We start from the raw sequence: 20,876 nt of genomic DNA, 5'->3' as shown, positions 1-20,876 counted from the left end.
ATCAAACCCTTCACCGCCCCCGCGGACACGGAGGCCGAGGAGGAGCTGGACCGCGAGACCGTCGTCGTCGAGGTCGGCGGCAAGCGGCTGGAGGTGACGCTGCCCGCATCCCTCGGGCGGGTCGCGGAACGGCTGCCGAGCCTCGTCGGTGCGGGCGCGGCCAGGCCGCGGCGCCGGAACCCCGGCGGCGGTGCGGGCGCCGGCGTCTGCGGCGACACCCTCACCTCCCCGATGCAGGGCACCGTCGTCAAGGTCGCGGTGTCTCAGGGGCAGCGGGTCGAGCAGGGCGAGCTGGTCGTCGTACTCGAAGCGATGAAGATGGAGCAGCCGCTCACCGCGCACAAGTCCGGCACCGTCACGGGGCTGGCCGCCACGGCGGGTCAGGCCCTGTCCTCCGGTGCCGCCGTCTGTGACATCAAGGACTGATCCACTTGGCAGCACTCACCTACAGCGATGCCGTACGCGAGGCGCTCCAGCGGCTGCGCGGCGTGGGCTTCGAGCACGGCGGGTCCTTCGTCAACCACGCGCCGATGGCCGCCGAGGCGCTGGCGCACATGGGATACGCCGACGAGGTGCCCGGCTGGGTCGACCACAACCTGCGGGGCCGGGAGTACCACGACGCCCCCGGCCGCCGCTGGGACATCGACCCCGGCGACGCCGGGGACTGGCGGGGCGCGCTCGGCAACTTCTCCCGCGTCGCCGACTGGACCGCCCTGTTCGAGCGGGAGCTGGCCGGGGCGCCGTGGACCGAGGTCCTGGCCCGCTGGTGGCCCCGGCTGCTGCCCGGCATGTCGGGGATGCTGACGCACGGGGTGATCCGCACCGCCCACGCCGTGCGTGCCGTCGTCGCCGCCGGCACGGAGAACCGGCTCCAGCTGGCCGAACTGGCCCAGGGGCTGGGCTACTGGGCCGCGCGGCACTCCACCGGCGGGGTCACCGTGGCCGGGGAACCCTCGCCGGTCCTGCCGGACGGGGACGACGGGCGGGAGCCGGTCGTGCGCGCGCTGGACGATCTGGTCGCCGAGTACTGCGGGATCTATGCCACCGTCTCCCAGCGGCATCCGATCCCGCTGATCCACGCGGTCACCGGGCCGGCGGCCGTCCGGCTCGTCGTCCCGCACCTGCCCGAGGACCAGCGGCTGCCGTCGTACCAGGTCGCGCGGGCCGTCAGCCGCACGATGCTCGACTGGTTCCACGCCACGCCCCGGCCGGCGGCACCGCTGCCCCAGGCGCCGGACGTGGCCGAGGTGTTCGCGCGGGCCGCCGCGATCGGCGACGAGCACACCATCAAGCTCGCCGAGGTCGCGGTGCGCCACGAGGCGATCGCCCCCGACCCGCGGCACGCGGCCGCCGCCCAGGTGGCCAACGAGGGCATCGGCCGCTTCCACCGCTGAACACGCTCGCCGGTTCGCACTGTTTCCGAGCTCTTTCCGACCCGTACCTTCCCCGCCCGGAGGGCGGGTTGTCCCGAGGAGTGTCATGGACGCAACTGTCATCGTCGTGGGCGCCGGACCGGCCGGGATGATGCTGGCCGGCGAGCTGCGGCTCGCCGGCACCGACGTCATCGTCCTGGAGAGGCTGGCCGAGCGGACCGGGGAGTCACGTGGCCTCGGCTTCACCGCCCGCACCATGGAGATCTTCGACCAGCGCGGACTGCTTCCCCGGTTCGGCGAGATCGAGGTCAGCAACGTGGGTCACTTCGGTGGCCTGCCGGTCGACTTCGGCGTGCTCGACGGGGCCCACCAGGCCGCCAAGACCATCCCGCAGTCGGTCACCGAGACCGTCCTGGAGGAATGGGCGACCCAGCTCGGCGCGGACATCCGGCGCCGGCACGACGTGCTGTCCGTCAAGGAGAAGGAGGACAGCGTCGAGGTCGAGGTGCGCGGACCCGACGGGGTGCACCGGCTGCGCGCCGAGTACCTCGTCGGCTGCGACGGCGGCCGCTCCGCCATCCGCAAGGCCGCCGGCTTCGACTTCCCCGGCACGGCGGCCACGCTGGAGATGTTCCTCGCCGACGTCAAGGGCATCACGCTGGAGCCCCGGATGATCGGTGAGACCCTGCCCGGCGGCATGGTGATGGTCGGCCCGCTGCCCGGCGGGATCACCCGGCTGATCGTGTGCGAGCGGGGCACCCCGCCGCAGCGCCGCGAGCAGCCGCCGACCTGGGACGAGGTGGCCGCGGCCTGGCAGCGGCTGACCGGCGACGACATCTCGCACGCCGAGCCGGTGTGGGTGTCGTCCTTCGGCGACGCGACCCGGCAGGTCACCGAGTACCGGCGGGGGCGGGTCCTCCTCGCCGGCGACTCCGCGCACATCCACCTGCCGGCCGGCGGCCAGGGCATGAACACCAGCATCCAGGACTCGGTCAACCTCGGCTGGAAGCTCGGCGCCGTGGCACGGGGCCGGGCGCCGGAGGCGCTGCTCGACACCTACCACGCCGAGCGGCACCCGGTCGGCAGGCGGCTGCTGATGAACACCCAGGCGCAGGGTCTGCTGTTCCTGTCCGGGCCCGAGGTGCAGCCGCTGCGCGACGTGCTGACCGAGCTGATCCGGTACCCCGAGGTCGGCCGGCACTTCGCGGCGATGGTGTCCGGTCTGGAGATCCGCTACGACCTCGACGGCGGGCCCCACCCGCTGCTCGGCCGCCGGCTGCCCGACGTGCGGCTGACCGGGCACCGGCTGGTCTCCTCCAGCACCGAGGCGCTGCACGCGGGCCGGGGTGTGCTGCTGGACCTCGCCGGCAACGAGCGGCTGCGCGACCGGGCCTGGGACTGGCAGGACCGCATCGACATCGTCACGGCCGCGCCCGTCCTGCCGGAGAACAGCCCGCTCGCCGGCACCACCGCGGTCCTCGTCCGCCCCGACGGCTACGTGGCCTGGGCGGCCCCCGGCAGCCACGCGGACCTCCCGATGGCCCTGGAGCGCTGGTTCGGCCCGGCGCGCTGAGCACGGCCGCTCCTGCCCTGTCCCACGTACCCCACGTATCGCGTACCGCTGAGGGAGAGACCATGCACAGCACCTTGATCGTCGCCCGGATGGACCCGGGCCACAGTCACGAGGTGGCCCAGCTGTTCGAGGAGTTCGACCAGACCGCGATGCCGCATCTGATGGGCACCCGGCGGCGTCAGCTCTTCGCCTACCGCGGCCTGTACTTCCACCTCCAGGACTTCGACACCGACAACGGCGGCGAGCTGATCGAGGCGGCCAAGGCCGACCCCCGCTTCGTGCAGATCAGCGAGGACCTCAAGCCGTTCATCGAGGCCTACGACCCCGCGACGTGGCGGTCCCCCGCCGACGCCGTCGCCACGCGCTTCTACGACTGGGAGGGCCGGGCGTGAGCGCCAGGCGAGTGGTCATCACCGGGGTCGGCGTCACGGCCCCCGGCGGTGTCGGCACCAAGAACTTCTGGAAGCTGCTCAGCGAGGGGCGCACCGCCACCCGGGGCATCACCTTCTTCGACCCCTCCTCCTTCCGCTCCCGCGTCGCCGCCGAGATCGACTTCGACCCGGAGGCGCACGGGCTCGGCCCGCAGGAGATCCGCCGGATGGACCGGGCGGCCCAGCTGGCGGTGGTCACCGCGCGCGAGGCGCTCGCCGACAGCGGCCTGGACCTGACGGGCGCCGACCCGCACCGGGTCGGCGTCACCATCGGCAGCGCGGTCGGCGCCACCATGGGCCTCGACCAGGAGTACCGCGTCGTCAGCGACGGCGGCCGGCTCGACCTGGTGGACCACACCTACGCCGTGCCGCACCTCTACGACTACCTGGTGCCGAGCTCCTTCGCCGCCGAGGTGGCGTGGGCGGTGGGAGCCGAGGGACCCGCCACGGTGGTCTCCACCGGCTGCACCTCCGGGCTGGACTCCGTCGGCCATGCCGCCGAGCTGATCCGTGAGGGCTCGGCCTGCGCCGTGGTGGCGGGCGCGACGGACGCCCCGATCTCCCCGATCACCCTGGCCTGCTTCGACGCGATCAAGGCCACCACCCCGCGCAACGACGACCCCGAGCACGCCTCGCGCCCCTTCGACGGGACCCGCAACGGCTTCGTGCTCGGCGAGGGTTCGGCGGTGTTCGTCCTGGAGGAGCTCCAAGGAGCGCTGAAGCGGGGCGCGCACATCTACGCCGAGATCGCCGGCTACGCCTCGCGCTGCAACGCCTTCCACATGACCGGACTGCGCCCGGACGGCGTGGAGATGGCCGAGGCCATCACGGTCGCGCTGGACGAGGCCCGCCTGAACCCCGAGGCCGTCGACTACGTCAACGCGCACGGCTCGGGCACCAAGCAGAACGACCGGCACGAGACGGCCGCGTTCAAGAAGAGCCTCGGCGACCACGCCTACCGGACCCCGGTGTCCTCCATCAAGTCGATGGTCGGGCACTCGCTCGGCGCGATCGGCTCGATCGAGATCGCCGCATCGGTCCTCGCCATGGAGCACAACGTCGTGCCCCCGACGGCGAACCTGCACACCCCCGACCCGGAGTGCGACCTGGACTACGTGCCACTGACAGCCCGTGAGCACCGCACCGACGCGGTGCTGACCGTCGGCAGCGGCTTCGGTGGCTTCCAGAGCGCGATGGTGGTCGCCCGACCGGAGAGGAGCGCGGCATGAGCACGGCCGCGACGCGCACCGTCGTCACGGGGCTCGGCATAGCCGCCCCCAACGGCCTCGGTACCACCGACTACTGGGCGGCCACCCGCTCGGGCAAGAGCGGCATCGGCCGCATCACCCGCTTCGACCCCACCGGCTACCCGGCGAAGCTCGCCGGCCAGGTACCCGGCTTCAGCGCCGCCGACCACCTGCCCAGCCGGCTGCTCGCGCAGACCGACCACATGACCCGCCTCGCCCTGGTCGCCACCGACTGGGCGCTGGCCGACGCGGGCGTCACACCCGCCGAGCTGCCCGCGTACGACATGGGCGTGGTCACCGCCAGCTCCTCCGGCGGCTTCGAGTTCGGCCAGGGCGAGCTGCAGAAGCTGTGGAGCCAGGGCAGCCAGTACGTCTCGGCGTACCAGTCCTTCGCCTGGTTCTACGCCGTCAACAGCGGCCAGATCTCCATCCGCAACGGCATGAAGGGACCGAGCGGCGTGCTGGTCTCCGACCAGGCCGGCGGTCTTGACGCGATCGCCCACGCCCGGCGGCAGATCCGCAAGGGCACCCAGCTGATCGTCTCCGGATCGATCGACGCCGCGATCTGCCCTTGGGGCTGGGTCGCCCAGCTGGCGAGCGGACGGCTGTCCGAGGGGGAGGAGCCCGACGCGGCCTACCTGCCCTTCGACGCGGCCGCCGCCGGTCACGTGCCCGGTGAGGGCGGCGCCATCCTGATCCTGGAGTCCGCCGAGGCCGCCGCCCGGCGCGGGGCGCGGGTGTACGGCGAGATCGCCGGCTACGGGGCCACCTTCGACCCGGCGCCCGGCAGCGGCCGCCCGCCCGGCCTGCGCAAGGCGGTCGAACTCGCCCTCGCCGACGCGGGCGTGGACGCCGGTGACGTCGACGTCGTGTTCGCCGACGCGGCGGCCGTGCCCGAGCTGGACCGGATCGAGGCGGACGCGCTGAACGAGGTGTTCGGGCCGCACGGCGTCATGGTCACCGCCCCCAAGACGATGACCGGCCGCCTGTACTCGGGCGCCGCCCCCCTCGACGTGGCCACCGCCCTGCTCGCCATCCGGGACGGCGTCGTGCCGGCCACCACCCACGTGCACCCCGACGCCTCCTACGACCTCGACCTGGTCACCGGCGAGGCACGCGTCACGGAGGTCCGCACCGCGCTGGTCCTCGCCCGCGGCCACGCCGGCTTCAACGCGGCGACGGTGGTCACGGCCGCGTAGGCCGTCCGGCGGTTGCGGGGTGGGTGCCGCCGGGGTGGGTGCCGCACGCGGGTGCCGGGGGATCTGTCCGGCGCTCTCTGCGCGGTCCGCTCCGGTGTCCCGCCCCGTGGCGCGCAGCACCTGGCCGGTCCTCGCCGCCACCACGCCGAGCGCGAGGCGGCGACGGTGGTCACGGCCGCGTAGGCCGTCCGGCGGTCGGCGTGGCGTCGTCGCCCGCCGGCGGAGCGGCCCCGCCGCATGCCGCACCGCCCTGTCCTCGTCCGCCGCCGGCGAATGCGGCCGCGCCCGGGTCGCGGCGGCGTTCCTCGCCCCGGTCGCCTCCGGTTGCCCGGAAGGCGCCGGGCGCCCGCCGCGCGGCGTCTCCGCACCGCCCCTGAACGCGCCCGCGCGCCCGGTCCGTCCGTCTCTCCCACGCCGGTCCGGGCCGCGGGCGTCCGCACGTCCCCGCACCACTCAGACGAGAGGAACCTCCCGTGCCCACCCAGTCCTTCACCCTCGACGACCTCAAGCGCATCCTCCTGGAGTCCGCCGGGGCGGACGAGAACATCGACCTGGACGGCGACATCCTCGACACCGACTTCGAGGAGCTCAGCTACGAGTCGCTGGCCATCCTGGAGACCTGCGGCCGCATAGAGCGCGACTACGGCATCTCCCTCGACGACGGCGTGGTCACCGAGGCGAGGACGCCGCGCGCCCTGCTGGAGCTCGTCAACGCCCAGCTCGCCGAGTCGGCGCGGGCCGCCTGAACCCGCGCGGCACCGCCGCCGGAACAGCCCGCCCCGTGCGCCGGTGCCCGTCCCCGAGCGGGGCACCGGCGCACGCCCTTCACCCGCCCGAACACCCGCCCGACCACCCGCCCACAAGGGAGCAGCAGACATGTCCGACAAGCACGAGCGGGTCGCCCTCGTCTCCGGCGCCACCAGCGGAATCGGCCTCGCGGTCGCGCGGCTGCTGGCCCAGCAGGGCCACCGCGTCTTCCTCGGCTCCCGCGACGCCGGCAACGTCGCCCGGACCGTCAAGGAGCTGACCGCCGAGGGCCTCGACGTCGACGGTGCCACCCTCGACGTGCGCTCGGCACTGTCCATCGAGAACTTCGTGCAGGCCGCCGTCGACCGCTTCGGCACCGTCGACGTCCTGGTCAACAACGCGGGCCGGTCCGGCGGCGGCGTCACCGCCGACATCGACGACGAGCTCTGGTACGACGTCGTCGAGACCAACCTCAACAGCGTCTTCCGGCTCACCCGCGCGGTGCTCACCACGGGCGGCATGCGGCACAGGGACCGCGGCCGGATCATCAACATCGCCTCCACGGCCGGCAAGCAGGGCGTGGTCCTCGGCGCCCCCTACTCCGCCTCCAAGCACGGCGTCGTCGGCTTCACCAAGGCCCTCGGCAACGAACTCGCCCCCACCGGCATCACCGTCAACGCGGTCTGCCCGGGCTACGTCGAGACGCCCATGGCGCAGCGGGTCCGCGCCGGTTACGCGGCGGCGTACGAGACCAGCGAGGACGCCATCATGGAGAAGTTCACGGCGAAGATCCCGCTCGGCCGCTACTCCACCCCCGAGGAGGTCGCCGGGCTGGTCGGCTACCTCGCGTCCGACACCGCCGCCTCCATCACGGCCCAGGCCCTGAACGTCTGCGGCGGCCTCGGCAACTTCTGACCCGCCCGCCACCCGTACCCTTCCGAGGAGTTCACGCATGTCCGCATCCGAGCTGCGGGAAGTCGAGCACGAGATCACGATCTCCGCGCCGGCCGCCGACGTCTACCGGCTGATCGCCGACGTGGCGAACTGGCCGCGGATCTTCCCCCCGACCATCTACGTCGACCACCTGGAGCGCTCCGGGGACGAGGAGCTGATCCGGATCTGGGCGACCGCCAACGGCGAGCCCAAGAACTGGACCTCGCGCCGCGTGCTGGACCCGGGGGCCCTGCGGATCACCTTCCGCCAGCAGGTCTCCACCCCGCCGGTCGCCTCCATGGGCGGCACCTGGATCATCGAGCCGCAGGGTGAGGGCACCTCGCGCGTGCGGCTGCTGCACGACTACACGGCCGTCGACGACGACCCGGCGAGCCTTACGTGGATCGACGAGGCCGTGGACCGCAACTCCCGCTCGGAACTGGCGGCTTTGAAGACCAACGTCGAACTGGCCGCCGCCTCCGCGGAGCTGACGTTCTCCTTCGAGGACACCGTCGAGGTGGAGGGGTCCGCCAAGGACGTCTACGACTTCGTCAACGAGGCCGGCCTGTGGTCCGAGCGGCTGCCGCACGTGGCGACCGTCCGGCTCACCGAGGACACCCCGGGGCTGCAGACCCTGGAGATGGACACCCGCGCCAAGGACGGCTCCACGCACACCACCCGTTCCTACCGGGTGTGCCTTCAGGGCCGCAGGATCGCCTACAAGCAGACCACGCTGCCGGCGCTGATGAACCTGCACACCGGCTACTGGACGTTCACCGACCACGGCACCGGCAGCACCGCCTCCTCGCAGCACACCGTCGTGCTGCGCCCGGAGAACATCGAGAAGATCCTCGGTCCCGGGGCGGGCGTCGCCGAGGCCCGGGAGTACGTGCGCTCGGCGCTGAGCACCAACAGCCGGGCCACCCTGGGCCACGCCAAGGCGTACGCCGAAGCGAGGCGCTGACCGTGTCCGGCGCCGACGCGGTCGATACGGACGTCATCGTGGTCGGCGCCGGACCCGTAGGGCTGATGCTCGCCGGGGAACTGCGGCTCGGCGGCGCCGAGGTGACCGTACTGGAACGCCTCGACGCGGCCACCACGCAGTCGCGGGCCTCCACGCTGCACGCGCGGACCATGGAGATCCTGAAGCAGCGCGGACTGCTCGACGGGCCGGACGGGTTCGGCGACCCGCTGCCGCCGCACGAGCCGCGCGGCCACTTCGGCGGGCTGCCGCTGGACCTCACGCTGCCCAGCCCCTGGCCGGGGCAGTGGAAGGTGCCGCAGGTGCGCACCGAGGAACTCCTCGGCGCCCGCGCGGCCCGCCTCGGCGCCCGCGTCCTGCGCGGCCACGAGGTCGTCGAACTGACCCAGGACCAGGAGCGGGTGACGGTGACGGCCCGGCACGCCGGGCGGCCGGTGACGCTGACCGCGCGGTACGCCGTCGGCTGCGACGGCGAGCGGTCGGCGGTACGGCGGCTCGCGGGCGTCGCCTTCCCCGGCAGCGACGCCGAGCGGGAGCTGATCCGCGCCGACGTCGCCGGCATCGAGATCCCGGGCCGGCGGTTCCAGCGGCTGCCGAAGGGGCTCGCCATCGCCGCCCGGCGCGGCGACGGCGTGACGCGCGTGATGGTCCACCGGTTCGGCTCCCCGCCGCGGTCCGGCGAGGCACGCTTCGCCGACATCGTCGCCGCCTGGCGCGAGGTCACCGGCGAGGACATCGCCCACGGCACCCCGCTGTGGGTCAACTCCTTCGGCGACGCCTCCCGGCAGGCCGAGCGCTACCGCGCCGGCCGCGTGCTGCTCGCCGGGGACGCCGCCCACCAGCAGATGCCGATCGGCGGCCAGGCCCTCAACCTCGGCCTGCAGGACGCCGTCAACCTCGGCTGGAAACTGGCGGCGACCGTACGCGGGCGCGCCCCCGGGGGACTGCTCGACACCTACCACGAGGAACGCCACGCGGTCGGACGCCGGGTCCTGTCCCACATCCGCGCCCAGGCCCGGCTGCTGCTGGGCGGGCCGGAGGTGGAGGCGCTGCGCTCGGTGATCGGCGAGCTGACGTCGTACGAGCGGGTGCGGGCGCATCTGGCGGGCACGATCAGCGGCCTGGACGTGCGGTACGGCACGGGCACCGGGCCCGTCGGGACGCGGCTGCCCGACGCGGAACTCGCCGGCGCCACCGGGCCGCGCTCCACCCTGGACCTGCTCCGCGAGGCGCGCGGCGTGCTGCTCGTCCTGACCGGGGTGGCGGAGCCGTTCGCGCAGGCGGCGCGGCCGTGGTCCGGGGCCGTCGACACCGTGGGCGCACGCCCCGCTCCCGGCGGTGCGACTCCCGGCGTGGCCGCCCTCCTCGTACGGCCCGACGGGCACATCGCCTGGGCCGGCGACACCCCGGACGGCCTGGAAGCGGCGCTCGCCCGCTGGTTCACGCCGGGAACGCGCACCGCACCCCTGCACCCCAGTCACCCCCACCCCCACCCCCACCCCCACCGACACCACGACGTCAGGAGAAGGAAGATGGGCAACCTGAGCGGCAGGACGGCGCTCGTCACGGGCGCCAGCCGAGGCATGGGCCGGGCCACCGCCGAGCGGCTCGCCCGCGACGGCGCGCTGGTCGCCGTGCACTACGGCACCAGCGAGGACGCGGCCGCCGAGGTGGTCGCCGGCATCGAGCGGGACGGCGGCCGGGCGTTCGCCGTACGCGCCGAACTCGGCACCCCCGGCGACGTGCACGAGCTGTTCCTCGCCCTGGAGCAGGGCCTGAAGGAGCGCACCGGCTCCACCGAGCTGAACATCCTGGTCAACAACGCCGGTGTGATGGGCGGGGTCAAGCCCGAGGACACCACGCCGGACATGTTCGACCGGATCTTCGCCGTCAACGCCAGGGCGCCGTTCTTCCTCGTCCAGCGGGCCCTGACGAACATGCCCGACGGCGGGCGGATCGTGAACATCTCCTCGGGTCTGACCCGGTTCGCCAACCCCGACGAGATCGCCTACGCGATGAGCAAGGGCGCCGTCGAACAGCTCGCGCTGCACTACGCCAAGGCCCTCGGCCCGCGCGGCATCACCGTCAACAGCGTCGCCCCCGGCATCACCCGCAACGGCAACCCGCTGTTCGACATCCCCGAGGCCGTCGAGGCGATGTCGGCGCTGTCCACCTTCAACCGGGTCGGCGAACCGCAGGACGTCGCCGACGTGGTCGCCTTCCTCGTCTCCGACGATGCCCGCTGGGTCACCGGCTCCTTCGTCGACGCGAGCGGCGGCACCCTCCTGGGGTGACGCCGTGACCAGGACGCACCCCGCGGCCGAGGCCGGTACCGGGGACGCGCGGTGGAGCCCCCGGCTGTGGGGGCTCCTGCTCGTGCTCGCCGGGAACATGCTCATCGACGCGCTCGAGGTGTCCGTCGCGGTCGTGGCGCTGCCCTCGATCGGCACCGGCCTCGGGCTGCCCCTGACCGGCGTGCACTGGGCGATGACCGGTTTCGCCGTCGGCTTCGGCGGCCTGCTGCTGTTCGGCGCCCGCGTGGTGGGCCTGCTGGGCCGCCGCCGGGTCTACCTGGCGGCGCTGCTCGCCTTCGCCGCCGCCTCCGCCCTCAGCGCGCTCGCCCAGGAACCGGCGCTGCTCGTCGCCACCCGCCTTGTCAAGGGCTTCTGCGCGGCGCTGACCGCCCCCACCGGCCTCGCCATCATCGCCACCGCCTTCCCGCAGGGCCCGCCCCGCGACCGGGCGGTGTCCGTCTACGCCCTGTTCGGTGCCGGCGGTTTCACCGCCGGCCTGCTGCTGTCCGGCTGGCTCACGGAGATCAGCTGGCGGCTGTCCTTCGCGTTCCCGGCCCCGGTCGTGCTGATCCTCTTCGCCCTCGGCCTCAAGCTGATCCCCGACGAGGAGCGCACCGCCGCGGGCGCCACCCCACGCCGTTACGACCTCGCCGGCGCCGTCACCTTCACCGCGGCGCTCCTCGCCCTCGTCCACGGCATCGGCGCCGTGCCCGCGCACGGCTGGACCGGTGCCGGGGCCGCGGTGCCGCTCACCGCCGCCGTGCTGCTGCTCGTGGCCTTCGCGGTCGTCGAACGCACCACGCCCGACCCCCTGGTGAAACCACTGCGCGACGCCGCGCTGATCCGCTCGGCGCTCGGCGCGGCCTGCCTCAACGGCTCCTATCTGGGGCTGCTGTTCGTGCTGACGTACCAGATGCAGACCGTCGCCGGCTGGTCGCCGTCGACGGCCGCGCTGGCCCTGGTCCCGGCCGCCGCCCCGCCCGCGCTCACCGCGCTCGCCTCCGGGCGCCTGGTCGCCCGCTTCGGCGCACCCCGGCTGATCGTGGCCGGGGCCGCCTGCGCGTTCGCCGGGTACCTGCTCCAGCTCGGGCCCGCCGGCCCGCTGGACTACCCCGCCCGGCTGCTGCCGACGCTGCTGCTGGCCGGCGCCGCCTTCGTCTTGTCCTTCGCCGCGCTGAACATGCAGGCGACCTCGGGTCTCGGCCCCGCCGACCGGGCGGCTGCGAGCGGCCAGTACCAGACGGCCGTCCAGCTGGCCGCCGCTCTCGCGGTCGCGGCCGTCGCCGCGCTGCTCGCCTCGACCGCGGCCCCCGGCGCCACCGTGGCCGAGGCCGTGGAGGCCTGCCGTCCCGCGCTGATCCTCGTGGCCGCACTCGGCGGACTCGGCATCCTCGTCGGCCTCACCGGCCTCGGGCGCCGCTGAGCCGTCCCGGACCAACCCGCCCGCCCTTCCCTCCAGCCACCCACTCCCGACGGGGCACGCCCATGGACCAGACAACGAAGACCTGGGTCTTCGACGACCTCGACGATTTCGACGACCTGGACTACGAGTTCGCGCAGGACACCGTCGTCGACGTCGCCCCCCCGGACCCGGCCCACCTGGCCGCCTGCGGCGAGAGAGAGCGGGTCCGGCTGATCGACGCGTACGTACGGGCCGAACTCGCCCGGGTGCTGCGGGTGCCGCCGCACACCATCGACACCGAGGGGCGGCCGATGAACAGCCTCGGCATCGGCTCGATCAACGGCCTCGAACTCCAGCGCCGGATGGAGGCGGCCCTCCACCTCGACGTCAACCTCAACATGCTGCTGCGCGCCAACAGCGCCGCCGAACTCATCGAGTGCCTGTCCGGGCAGCTCGGCCCCGGGGACAGCCCGCACAAACGCGGCGGGCAGGGCGTCCACCTGGTCTCGCACGACCGGCCGGGCGCGACGTGATCCCGGAGCTGGTGGTCCGCGAGGGACCCGAGACCGCGAGGACGCGGCTGCCGGCCCCGGGGCAGCTCGACGTGTGGCTGGTGCGCCGGCCCAAGCTGGAGACGGCGGCCGAGCTGCTGGACCTGTCCGAGCTGGACGACGCGGAACGCCGGCGCACCGCCTCCTTCGTACGTCCCACGGACGGCATCACGTACGCCTCCGCGCATGTGGCGCTGCGCCGGCTGCTCGGCGCCTATCTGGGGCTGGCGCCGCGCGAGGTGCCGTTCGTCCGGGAGCCCTGCCCGGGCTGCGGCAAACCGCACGGACGGCCCGCGGTCGCCCACCCCGACCCGCCGCTGCACTTCTCCCTGGCGCACAGCCACGGCGTGGCCGTCGTCGCCGTCGCCGCCACCGTGCTCGGCGCCGACGTGGAGCGGCTGCCGAGGGACGAGACGGTCGAGGTGTGCGCCCCGGCGCTGCACCCGGGGGAGCAGCAGGAGCTGGCGGACCTGCCCGTCGAGGAGCGGCGTGAGCTCTTCGGGCGGATGTGGACCCGCAAGGAGGCCTACCTCAAGGCGCTGGGCACCGGCCTGTCCCGCGACCCGGGCCAGGACTATCTGGGGGCCGACCGGCGCCGCCGCCCGTCCGGCTGGACGCTGCTGGACCTGCCGTCCGGGCCGCGCCACAACGCCGCCGTCGCCGTGCTGGGCGGACCCCCGGACCGGGTCACCGTGCGCTGGGTGCCGCCCGTCGCGCTGTACGCCGGCGGGACGGTGGACCTGGACGGCGGCGGCATGACCACGCAGGAACACGACTGGGGAGCGTGAGACCCACCCATGACGACCGATCAGAAATCCGATCACCCCGGGGCCCCGGCCGCCGAACGGCCCAGCCTGCACGACCGTGAGCACCGCGGTCAGTGGAGCGCCGCGGAGCGGCTGGAGGAGCTGAGCCTGATCAAGCAGGCCGCCCGGCACGGCGATCCGCTGGCCACCGAACGGCAGCACGCCAAGGGCAAGCTCACCGCCCACGAACGCATCGAACTCCTGCTTGACGAGGGGTCGTTCACCGAGGTCGAGATGTTGCGCCGGCATCGGGCCAGCGGCTTCGGCCTGGAGAAGAAGCGTCCCTACACCGACGGTGTGATCACCGGCTGGGGCACGGTCCACGGCCGTACGGTCTTCGTCTACGCGCACGACTTCCGGATCTTCGGCGGAGCCCTCGGTGAGGCACACGCCCAGAAGATCCACAAGATCATGGACATGGCCATGGCGGCAGGCGCGCCGCTGGTGTCGCTCAACGACGGCGCGGGCGCCCGGATCCAGGAGGGCGTCAGCGCGCTGGCCGGCTACGGCGGCATCTTCCAGCGCAACACCCGCGCGTCCGGCGTCATCCCGCAGATCAGCGTGATGCTCGGCCCCTGTGCGGGCGGCGCCGCCTACAGCCCCGCCCTGACCGACTTCGTCTTCATGGTCCGCGACATCGCCCAGATGTTCATCACCGGGCCCGACGTGGTCAAGGCGGTCACCGGAGAGGAGATCTCCCAGAACGACCTCGGCGGAGCCGACGTGCACGCCACCACCTCCGGTGTCGCCCACTTCGCCTACGACGACGTCCGCGCCTGCATGGAGGACGTGCGCCACCTGCTCTCCCTGCTGCCGGCCAACAACCGTGACCTGCCGCCCAGGATGCCGAGCGCCGACCCGGCCGACCGGCGCACCGACCGGCTGCTGGACATCGTGCCCGGCGACCCGAGCCGGGTGTACGACATCCGGACGGTCATCGAGGAGATCGTCGACGACGGCGACCACTTCGAGGTCCACCCCGGCTGGGCGACCAACGTGGTGTGCGCGCTGGCCCGGCTGGACGGCGAGGTCGTCGGAGTCGTCGCCAACCAGCCGGCCTCCTACGCCGGGGTGCTCGACATCGACGCCAGCGAGAAGGCGGCGCGGTTCGTGCAGTTCTGCGACGCCTTCAACATCCCCATCGTCACGCTGATCGACGTGCCGGGATTCCTGCCGGGCGTCGACCAGGAGCACAACGGGATCATCCGGCGCGGCGCCAAGCTGCTGTACGCCTACTGCAACGCCACGGTGCCGCGCATCTCGCTGGTGCTGCGCAAGGCGTACGGCGGCGCGTACATCGTGATGGACTCCCGGTCCATCGGCACCGACCTGGCACTGGCCTGGCCGTCCAACGAGATCGCGGTGATGGGCGCGGAGGGCGCGGCGAACGTCATCTTCCGCCGGGAGATCGCCGGCTCGGACGACCCGGAGACGACCCGCGCCCAGAAGATCAAGGAGTACCAGGCGGAGCTGATGCACCCCTACTACGCCGCCGAACGCGGCCTGATCGACGATGTGATCGACCCCCGGGACACCCGCGGGGCCCTCGTCCGCGCCCTGTCGATGCTGCGCAGCAAGCAGGCCGACCTGCCGTGCCGCAAGCACGGCAACCCGCCGCAGTGAGCACGCGGGACGCGCTGGTCATCAAGGTCGTCAAGGGCACCGCGACACCGGCCGAACTCGCGGCCCTGACCAGTGTGCTGCTCTCCCGCGCCGCCGCGCTCGCGGCGGCCGGCCCCGGCCTGCAGGAGCAGGCCCCCACCCCCACGGCGGCCTGGCGCCGCCCGGAACGCGTCCCGGCGCACCGCGACCCACGGGGGTGGCGGGTGTCGGGCAGCCGGGCGGCGTAGGAGCTCCGCCCCAGGTGCCGTCGATCGCCCCCTCGTCAAGGGGCGCTGCCGAAACGGAGCTTGTTCCCCATGACCTCCCCGCACCACGGACAGACCGACACCGTCACCCTCCCGCGGGCCGAACTCGACGACCTGCGGGGGCGGTTGCGTGAACTGGCCGACCGGGCCGAGATCACCGGCCTCGTCGACCGCTACGTCACCCTGCTCGACGCCCAGGACGCCCACGGGTACGACGAGAGCTGGCCCCGCACGGTCTTCACGGACGACTGCCGGCTGGAGTTCCCGGTCGGCACGGTGCGCGGCCTGGACACCGCCGCCGCCTTCCACTTCGACCGCAAGTCACGCTTCGCCCGCACCCACCATCTGGCCTCCAACTACGGCATCGCGCTGGACGGCGACACCGCCCGCGTCCGGGTCCACATCCTCGCCTCGCACGTCCACCACGACGACGGCCCCGACCCCGGCGGCCGCTTCGACATCGGCGGCTACAGCGAGGGCGAGACCGTCCGCACCCCGGACGGCTGGCGGATCAGCCGCTGGCGCTTCCACCTGGTGTGGTCCGACGGAGCCGGACCGCGCCCGGGTCCCGCGCCCACCGCCCTGCGCAGCTCCCAGCCCCGTCCGCGCACCGCTCCCACACCCCGGAAGGACGACACCGTGTCACCGACTCCCGTCCCGGCCCCGGACCCCGGCTCCTGGCGCACCGCCACCGGCGAGGAACGGCTGCGGGCCGTCGAGGCGTTCGTCTGCCGCACCCTGGAGACGTACCTCGACGTCCCGCCCGCCCACCGCATCCACCGCGACCGCCCGCTCTACGCCCAGGGCATCGACTCCCTCACCGCCCTGGCCTTCCAGCGCAGGCTGGAGAACGCCCTGCGGATCCCGGTGCCCACCCACCACCTCCTGCGCGAGCAGTCGGTCAGCGAACTCGCCGCCACCCTCGACGACCTGCTCACCCACGCCGGGCGCGGACAGGCCGCGACGGCGTCCGTGTAGGGCGCACCCGCACGCGGGCGTGCCGCCACCGACGGGCGGCGGCACCCGCCCCGCTCAAGTCCCCTTGCCCACCGGACCGCCGGTGTAGAAAGGTGACGCGACGAAGCGGACGCGACGAAGCCGACGCGACGCACCTGAGGACTCGTCCAGCTCACCGACCCCCGCGGAAGGCCGCACTTGAGCCCGCACTTGAGCCCCGAACGCATCCTGGTGACCGGTGGCACCGGTTTCATCGGCTCCCACGTCGTACCCCTGCTCCGGACCGCCTCCGCCGCCCCGCACGGCCCCGCCCTCCGGCTGCTCACCCACCGCCGCCCCGGTCCCGGCGCCACCGGCGCCGAGCTGGAGACCGTGTACGGCGACCTCGCCGACCCGGCCTCGCTGCACGGCGTGTGCGAGGGCGTCGGCACCGTCCTGCATCTCGCCGCCCGCATCGCAGGCACCCCCGAGGAGTGCCGGACCGTCAACGAGGAGGGCACCCGCGCCCTGCTCGCCGAGGCGGCCAGGGCGGGCGTACGCCGGATCGTGCAGCTCGGCACCGCCGCCGTGTACGGCGACGGACCGCACCGCGGCGAGCCCGAGGGCCGGATCGCCGAGGCGCCGGTGACCCCGACCAGCCGTACCCGCCTCGCCGGTGAACGGCTGGTGCTGGCCGCCGGGGGCACCGTCGTCCGCCCGTACCTCGTCTACGGCGAGGGCGACGCCTGGGTCGTGCCCGGCATCGTCCAGCTGCTGCGCCGCCTGCCGCACTGGGTGGACGGCGCGGGCTCCCGCCTCTCCCTGATCCCGGCCCCCGTCCTGGCGCGTGCCCTGGCCGAGCTGGCCCTCGCGCCCCGGGCGCCGGGCGCCGGTGTGCTGCACGCGGCGCACCCCGAGCCCGTGACCCTGCGCGAACTCGTCACGACCGTCTGCGGGGCCCTGGAGCTGCCCCTGCCGTCCGGCGACCTCGGTCTCGACGAGGCACTGCGCCGGCTCGACGCCCACGGCTCTGGCGCCCGGCGTCCGCTGGAGCTGGTCGCCGTCGACCGCTGGTACGACAGCGCCGCCCTGTGGTCACGGCTGACCACCGGCCCCGGCGCCCCGTTCGCCGCGGCGTTCAAGGAGTGCGCCCCCTGGTACCGCCGCGCCCTCGCGGACGGCGGCCGGCCCGGAGCAGCCCTGCGGTAGCCGCTCAGCCGGCCGGCACACCGCGCAGCGCCCGCACCAGTGCCTGGGCCCGGGGGTCCGCGGTGACGCTCTTGCGGAAGCCGTTGGTGACATAGCCGAAGGCGATCCCCGACCCGGGGTCCGCGAAGCCGAGCGCGCCGCCGCGGCCGGGGTGGCCGAAGGAGGTGCCGGACAGCAGCGGGGACGCGCTGCCGTGCAGCATGTAGCCGAGCCCGAAGCGCGTGCCGACGACGAGCACCCGGTCCGGCCCCGCCGACTGTTCCGCGCGCGCCAGTTCCAGCGTCCCGGGCGTGAACAGCCGTGTCCCGCCGTCCACCGCACCGATCAGCGAGGCGTAGAAGCGGGCGAGTCCGTCGGCCGTCGCGATGCCGTTGGAGGCGGCGAGGGCGGCGGACCGGTAGACGGGGTCGTTCTCGTCGGGCGCCGGCGAGATCGCCCCGAAGGCGCGGCGGGTGAGGGAGTCCGGGTCGGCGTAGGCGTCGGACACCGCCCGCTTGGGCCGCGTCCGCAGCCCGTTCGCCGCGTCCGGGCCCTCGACCTTGCCGACCCGCCCCACGCGCGCCGCCTCCCGGTCCGGCAGCCCGAGCCACAGCTTGGCGCCGACCGGCCCGGCGATCTCCTCGGCGATCCACTCGCCGACGGAGCGCCCGCTGACCCGCCGTACCACTTCGGCGACCAGCCAGCTGTAGGTCTGGGCGTGATACCCGTGGGCGCTCCCCGGCTCCCACGCCGGTGCCTGCGCGGCCACCGCGGCGGCGCCGAGGTCGGGGTCGGCGGCCTCGGCCACGGTCAGCGGCCGGTCGAGCGCCGGCACCCCGGCCCGGTGCGCGAGCAGATGCCGTACGAGGGTCCGCTCCTTGCCCGCCGCCTTGTACTCCGGCCACACCTCACCGACCGGCGCGTCCAGGTCCAGCTCACCCCGCTGGTGCAGCAGCAGGAGTACGGCGGCGGCGACGCCCTTGGTCGCCGAGCGCACGATCTGCGCCGTGCCGTGTTCCCAGGGCGCGGTGCCGTCGACGTCCTTCGTGCCGCCCCACAGGTCGACGACCTTGTGCCCGTCCCGGTAGACGGTCACGGCGGCCCCGCGGTCGCCGAGCGCCTCGAAGTTCCTGGCGAACGCATCCCTGACCGGCTCGAAGCCCTCGGCCACTGTGCCGTTCACGTCCACGTCCGCACTCCGTTCCCTTCACACACCTGCGACGGTGGGTGCAACGCACACGGAGAGCCCGCGATTCCTCCGCCCGCCCCTAGCCCAGCAGGATCGTGACCTCGACGTTGCCGCGGGTGGCGTTGGAGTACGGGCACACCTCGTGGGCCTCGTCCACCAGCTTGGCGGCGACGTCCGCGTCCAGGACCGGCAGCGAGACGCTCAGGGCGACGGCGAGACCGTAGCCGCGCCGGCTGTTGGGGCCGATGCCGACCTTCGCGGCGACCGTGGAACCGGTTAGGTCGTAGCCGGACCGGTTGCCGACCAGGATCAGCGCGTTGTGGAAGCAGGTGCTGTACCCGGCCGCGAACAGCTGCTCCGGGTTGGTGCCGTTGCCGTCGCCGCCCAGCTCCGGCGGCATCGCCACCTTCAGCTCGATCTGCCCGTCCTGGCTGGTGACATAGCCCTCGCGGCCGCCGTGCGAGGTGGCTTCGGCGACATACATGATCTTCCGCGGGCGGGTCTCGGCGGCGGTGCCGTCGGTCAAGGCTGGCCTCCCCAGGCAGGAAACGTGAACCCGGCAACTACTTCGTGCACAAGGTACTGGCCGGTGGGGCGGCCTTGTTACCAGGGGTAGCGCCCCGGGGTGACGCGAGCGGCCCCGCCTCACCCGCGTGTCGTCACCGAGCGCGGGTCGAAGCCGAAGGGCAGCTCCAGACGGTGGGCGCGCATCAGGGCGTCGTCGCCGAGGAGGTCGCCGGTCGGCCCGTCCGCCGCGATCACGCCCTCGCTGAGGATCAGCGCGCGCGGGCAGAGTTCCATGGCGTACGGCAGGTCGTGGGTGACCATCAGCACGGTCACGTCCAGCGCGCGCAGGATGTCCGCGAGTTCCCGCCGCGAGGCGGGGTCGAGGTTGGACGACGGCTCGTCCAGGACCAGGATCTCCGGCTCCATGGCGAGCACGGTCGCCACGGCCACCCGGCGCCGCTGCCCGAAGGACAGGTGATGCGGCGGACGGTCCTGGAACCCGGCCATCCCGACCTGCTCCAGCGCCCGCTCCACCCGGGCCCGCAGCTCCTGCCCCTTCAGCCCGGCCGCCGCCGGCCCGAAGGCCACGTCCTCGCGGACGGTCGGCATGAAGAGCTGGTCGTCGGGGTCCTGGAAGACGATCCCGACCTTGCGCCGGATCTCGGCCATGTGCGTGCGGTCCACGGGCAGCCCGGCGACCCGCACCGAGCCCGCGCCCCCGCCGAGGACGCCGTTGAGGTGGAGCACGAGGGTGGTCTTCCCGGCGCCGTTCGGCCCGAGCAGCGCGACCCGCTCGCCACGCCCGACGCGGAAGTCCACGCCGAAGAGGGCCTGATGGCCGTCGGGGTAGGCGAACGCGAGGCCGCGGACCTCCAGGGAAGCTTCCGTCACAGCACCCATCCCAGCAGACAGACGACCAGGGCGGCACACGGCAGGGCGAGGGCGTACGACCACTGCGCCCGGGACGCGGTCACCTCGTCGATCGTCGGCATCACACCGCTGTACCCCCGGCTCACCATCGCCAGATGGACCCGCTCGCCGCGCTCGTAGCACCGGATGAACAGCGCGCCCGACGACTTGGCGAGCACCCCCCAGTGCCGCGGACCGCGCGCCTCGAACCCGCGCGACTCCCGGGCGATCCGCATCCGCCGCATCTCGTCGGTGATGACATCGGCGTACCGGATCATGAAGGACGCGATCTGCACCAGCAGCGGCGGCAGCTTCAGCCGTTCCAGGCCGAGCAGCAGCTCGCGCAGCTCGGTGGTGGCGGCCAGCAGCACGGACGCGGCGACGCCCAGGGTGCCCTTGGCGAGCACGTTCCAGGCCCCCCACAGGCCACTGACGCTCAGCGACATGCCCAGCACCTCGACCCGCTCGCCCTGCGCCACGAACGGCAGCAGCACCGCGAACGCGACGAACGGCGCCTCGATCAGCAGCCGTTTCAGCAGGAAGAGCGGGGGGACGCGCCCGAGCCCGGCCACCACCGCCAGCAGCCCGGCGTACGCCCCGAAGGCCCACACAGCCTCGCGCGGGGTGGACACCACGACCACCACGAAGGCGAACGTGGCCGCGAGCTTGGTGTGCGGCGGCAGGGCGTGCACGGGTGACGAGGTGCGCCGGTAGAGCTTGTGGGCGTGCCCCGCACCCATG

Annotated in this window: 20 protein-coding genes and 1 pseudogene; 17 read left to right on the top strand and 4 right to left on the bottom strand. The window is 73.8% G+C overall.

What is annotated here, in order from left to right; all coding sequences use genetic code 11:
* The 17 genes and pseudogenes from ACGF8A_RS18915 to ACGF8A_RS18835 all read left to right on the top strand — a co-directional run.
* The coding region (locus ACGF8A_RS18915) for a biotin/lipoyl-containing protein (protein WP_393109495.1) at nt 1-426 on the top strand (426 nt) is incomplete at its 5' end.
* Between the two features lie 5 nt (nt 427-431).
* Nucleotides 432-1,394 (top strand): hypothetical protein, encoded by a 963-nt coding sequence (locus tag ACGF8A_RS18910; RefSeq protein WP_393109493.1) that lies wholly within the window; start codon nt 432-434, stop codon nt 1,392-1,394.
* An 85-nt stretch (nt 1,395-1,479) separates the two neighbouring features.
* The gene (locus ACGF8A_RS18905) at nt 1,480-2,946 is read left to right on the top strand and encodes an FAD-dependent monooxygenase (RefSeq protein ID WP_393109491.1); all 1,467 of its coding nucleotides are present in this window, start codon (nt 1,480-1,482) and stop codon (nt 2,944-2,946) included.
* Nucleotides 2,947-3,008: 62 nt separating this feature from the next.
* Complete coding sequence (locus ACGF8A_RS18900; protein ID WP_393109489.1) at nt 3,009-3,338, top strand: TcmI family type II polyketide cyclase; 330 nt, start codon at nt 3,009-3,011, stop codon at nt 3,336-3,338.
* Nucleotides 3,335-4,606 (top strand): beta-ketoacyl-[acyl-carrier-protein] synthase family protein, encoded by a 1,272-nt coding sequence (locus ACGF8A_RS18895; RefSeq protein ID WP_393109487.1) that lies wholly within the window; start codon nt 3,335-3,337, stop codon nt 4,604-4,606. Before ACGF8A_RS18900 ends, ACGF8A_RS18895 begins: the two co-directional genes overlap by 4 nt.
* Nucleotides 4,603-5,823, top strand: a complete 1,221-nt coding sequence (locus tag ACGF8A_RS18890) for a ketosynthase chain-length factor (RefSeq protein WP_393109485.1) — start codon at nt 4,603-4,605, stop codon at nt 5,821-5,823. The genes ACGF8A_RS18895 and ACGF8A_RS18890 overlap by 4 nt, the downstream gene beginning before the upstream one ends.
* Nucleotides 5,824-6,296: 473 nt before the next feature.
* Nucleotides 6,297-6,569 carry an acyl carrier protein gene (locus ACGF8A_RS18885; RefSeq protein ID WP_393109483.1) on the top strand — a complete coding sequence of 91 codons (273 nt, stop codon included), beginning with the start codon at nt 6,297-6,299 and terminating at the stop codon, nt 6,567-6,569.
* Nucleotides 6,570-6,699: 130 nt separating this feature from the next.
* Nucleotides 6,700-7,485: a 3-oxoacyl-ACP reductase FabG gene (fabG, locus tag ACGF8A_RS18880; RefSeq protein WP_393109481.1), complete on the top strand. Its 786-nt coding sequence runs from the start codon at nt 6,700-6,702 to the stop codon at nt 7,483-7,485.
* A gap of 37 nt (nt 7,486-7,522) precedes the next feature.
* Nucleotides 7,523-8,467: an aromatase/cyclase gene (locus ACGF8A_RS18875; RefSeq protein WP_393109479.1), complete on the top strand. Its 945-nt coding sequence runs from the start codon at nt 7,523-7,525 to the stop codon at nt 8,465-8,467.
* Nucleotides 8,455-10,779: pseudogene (locus ACGF8A_RS18870) on the top strand (SDR family oxidoreductase); the annotation flags it as partial. The gene ACGF8A_RS18875 and the pseudogene ACGF8A_RS18870, both read left to right, overlap by 13 nt.
* A 4-nt stretch (nt 10,780-10,783) precedes the next feature.
* Nucleotides 10,784-12,202: an MFS transporter gene (locus tag ACGF8A_RS18865; RefSeq protein WP_393109477.1), complete on the top strand. Its 1,419-nt coding sequence runs from the start codon at nt 10,784-10,786 to the stop codon at nt 12,200-12,202.
* A gap of 62 nt (nt 12,203-12,264) precedes the next feature.
* A complete protein-coding gene (locus tag ACGF8A_RS18860; RefSeq protein ID WP_393109475.1) occupies nt 12,265-12,714 on the top strand; it encodes an acyl carrier protein in 450 nt (149 codons plus the stop codon).
* A complete protein-coding gene (locus ACGF8A_RS18855; RefSeq protein ID WP_393109473.1) occupies nt 12,711-13,520 on the top strand; it encodes a 4'-phosphopantetheinyl transferase family protein in 810 nt (269 codons plus the stop codon). The genes ACGF8A_RS18860 and ACGF8A_RS18855 overlap by 4 nt, the downstream gene beginning before the upstream one ends.
* Before the next feature lie 9 nt (nt 13,521-13,529).
* Nucleotides 13,530-15,161: an acyl-CoA carboxylase subunit beta gene (locus ACGF8A_RS18850; RefSeq protein ID WP_393109471.1), complete on the top strand. Its 1,632-nt coding sequence runs from the start codon at nt 13,530-13,532 to the stop codon at nt 15,159-15,161.
* On the top strand, nt 15,158-15,388 hold the full coding sequence (locus tag ACGF8A_RS18845; protein ID WP_393109469.1) for an acyl-CoA carboxylase subunit epsilon: 231 nt from the start codon (nt 15,158-15,160) through the stop codon (nt 15,386-15,388). The genes ACGF8A_RS18850 and ACGF8A_RS18845 overlap by 4 nt, the downstream gene beginning before the upstream one ends.
* A gap of 69 nt (nt 15,389-15,457) precedes the next feature.
* A complete protein-coding gene (locus tag ACGF8A_RS18840; protein WP_393109467.1) occupies nt 15,458-16,384 on the top strand; it encodes a nuclear transport factor 2 family protein in 927 nt (308 codons plus the stop codon).
* Between the two features lie 177 nt (nt 16,385-16,561).
* Entirely contained in the window at nt 16,562-17,551 is a 990-nt protein-coding gene (locus ACGF8A_RS18835; protein ID WP_393109465.1) for an NAD-dependent epimerase/dehydratase family protein, read from the top strand.
* 4 nt (nt 17,552-17,555) lie between these two features.
* Here the strand turns inward: ACGF8A_RS18835 and ACGF8A_RS18830 are convergent, their stop codons facing one another.
* From ACGF8A_RS18830 to cbiQ, 4 genes are all read right to left on the bottom strand, one after another.
* A complete protein-coding gene (locus tag ACGF8A_RS18830) occupies nt 17,556-18,719 on the bottom strand; it encodes a serine hydrolase domain-containing protein (protein ID WP_393109463.1) in 1,164 nt (387 codons plus the stop codon).
* A gap of 79 nt (nt 18,720-18,798) precedes the next feature.
* Nucleotides 18,799-19,245, bottom strand: a complete 447-nt coding sequence (locus ACGF8A_RS18825; RefSeq protein WP_393109461.1) for an organic hydroperoxide resistance protein — start codon at nt 19,243-19,245, stop codon at nt 18,799-18,801.
* Between the two features lie 119 nt (nt 19,246-19,364).
* A complete protein-coding gene (locus ACGF8A_RS18820; RefSeq protein ID WP_393109459.1) occupies nt 19,365-20,126 on the bottom strand; it encodes an energy-coupling factor ABC transporter ATP-binding protein in 762 nt (253 codons plus the stop codon).
* On the bottom strand, nt 20,114-20,875 hold the full coding sequence (cbiQ, locus tag ACGF8A_RS18815) for a cobalt ECF transporter T component CbiQ (RefSeq protein ID WP_393109457.1): 762 nt from the start codon (nt 20,873-20,875) through the stop codon (nt 20,114-20,116). The genes ACGF8A_RS18820 and cbiQ overlap by 13 nt, the downstream gene beginning before the upstream one ends.
* Nucleotide 20,876 lies beyond the last annotated feature (1 nt).

The sequence above is a fragment of the Streptomyces sp. NPDC047706 genome (genome assembly GCF_043204795.1).
Taxonomy (GTDB): domain Bacteria; phylum Actinomycetota; class Actinomycetes; order Streptomycetales; family Streptomycetaceae; genus Streptomyces.
The sequence above is the reverse complement of the archived record's forward strand: the minus strand, read 5'-3'. Positions and strand labels throughout refer to the sequence as shown.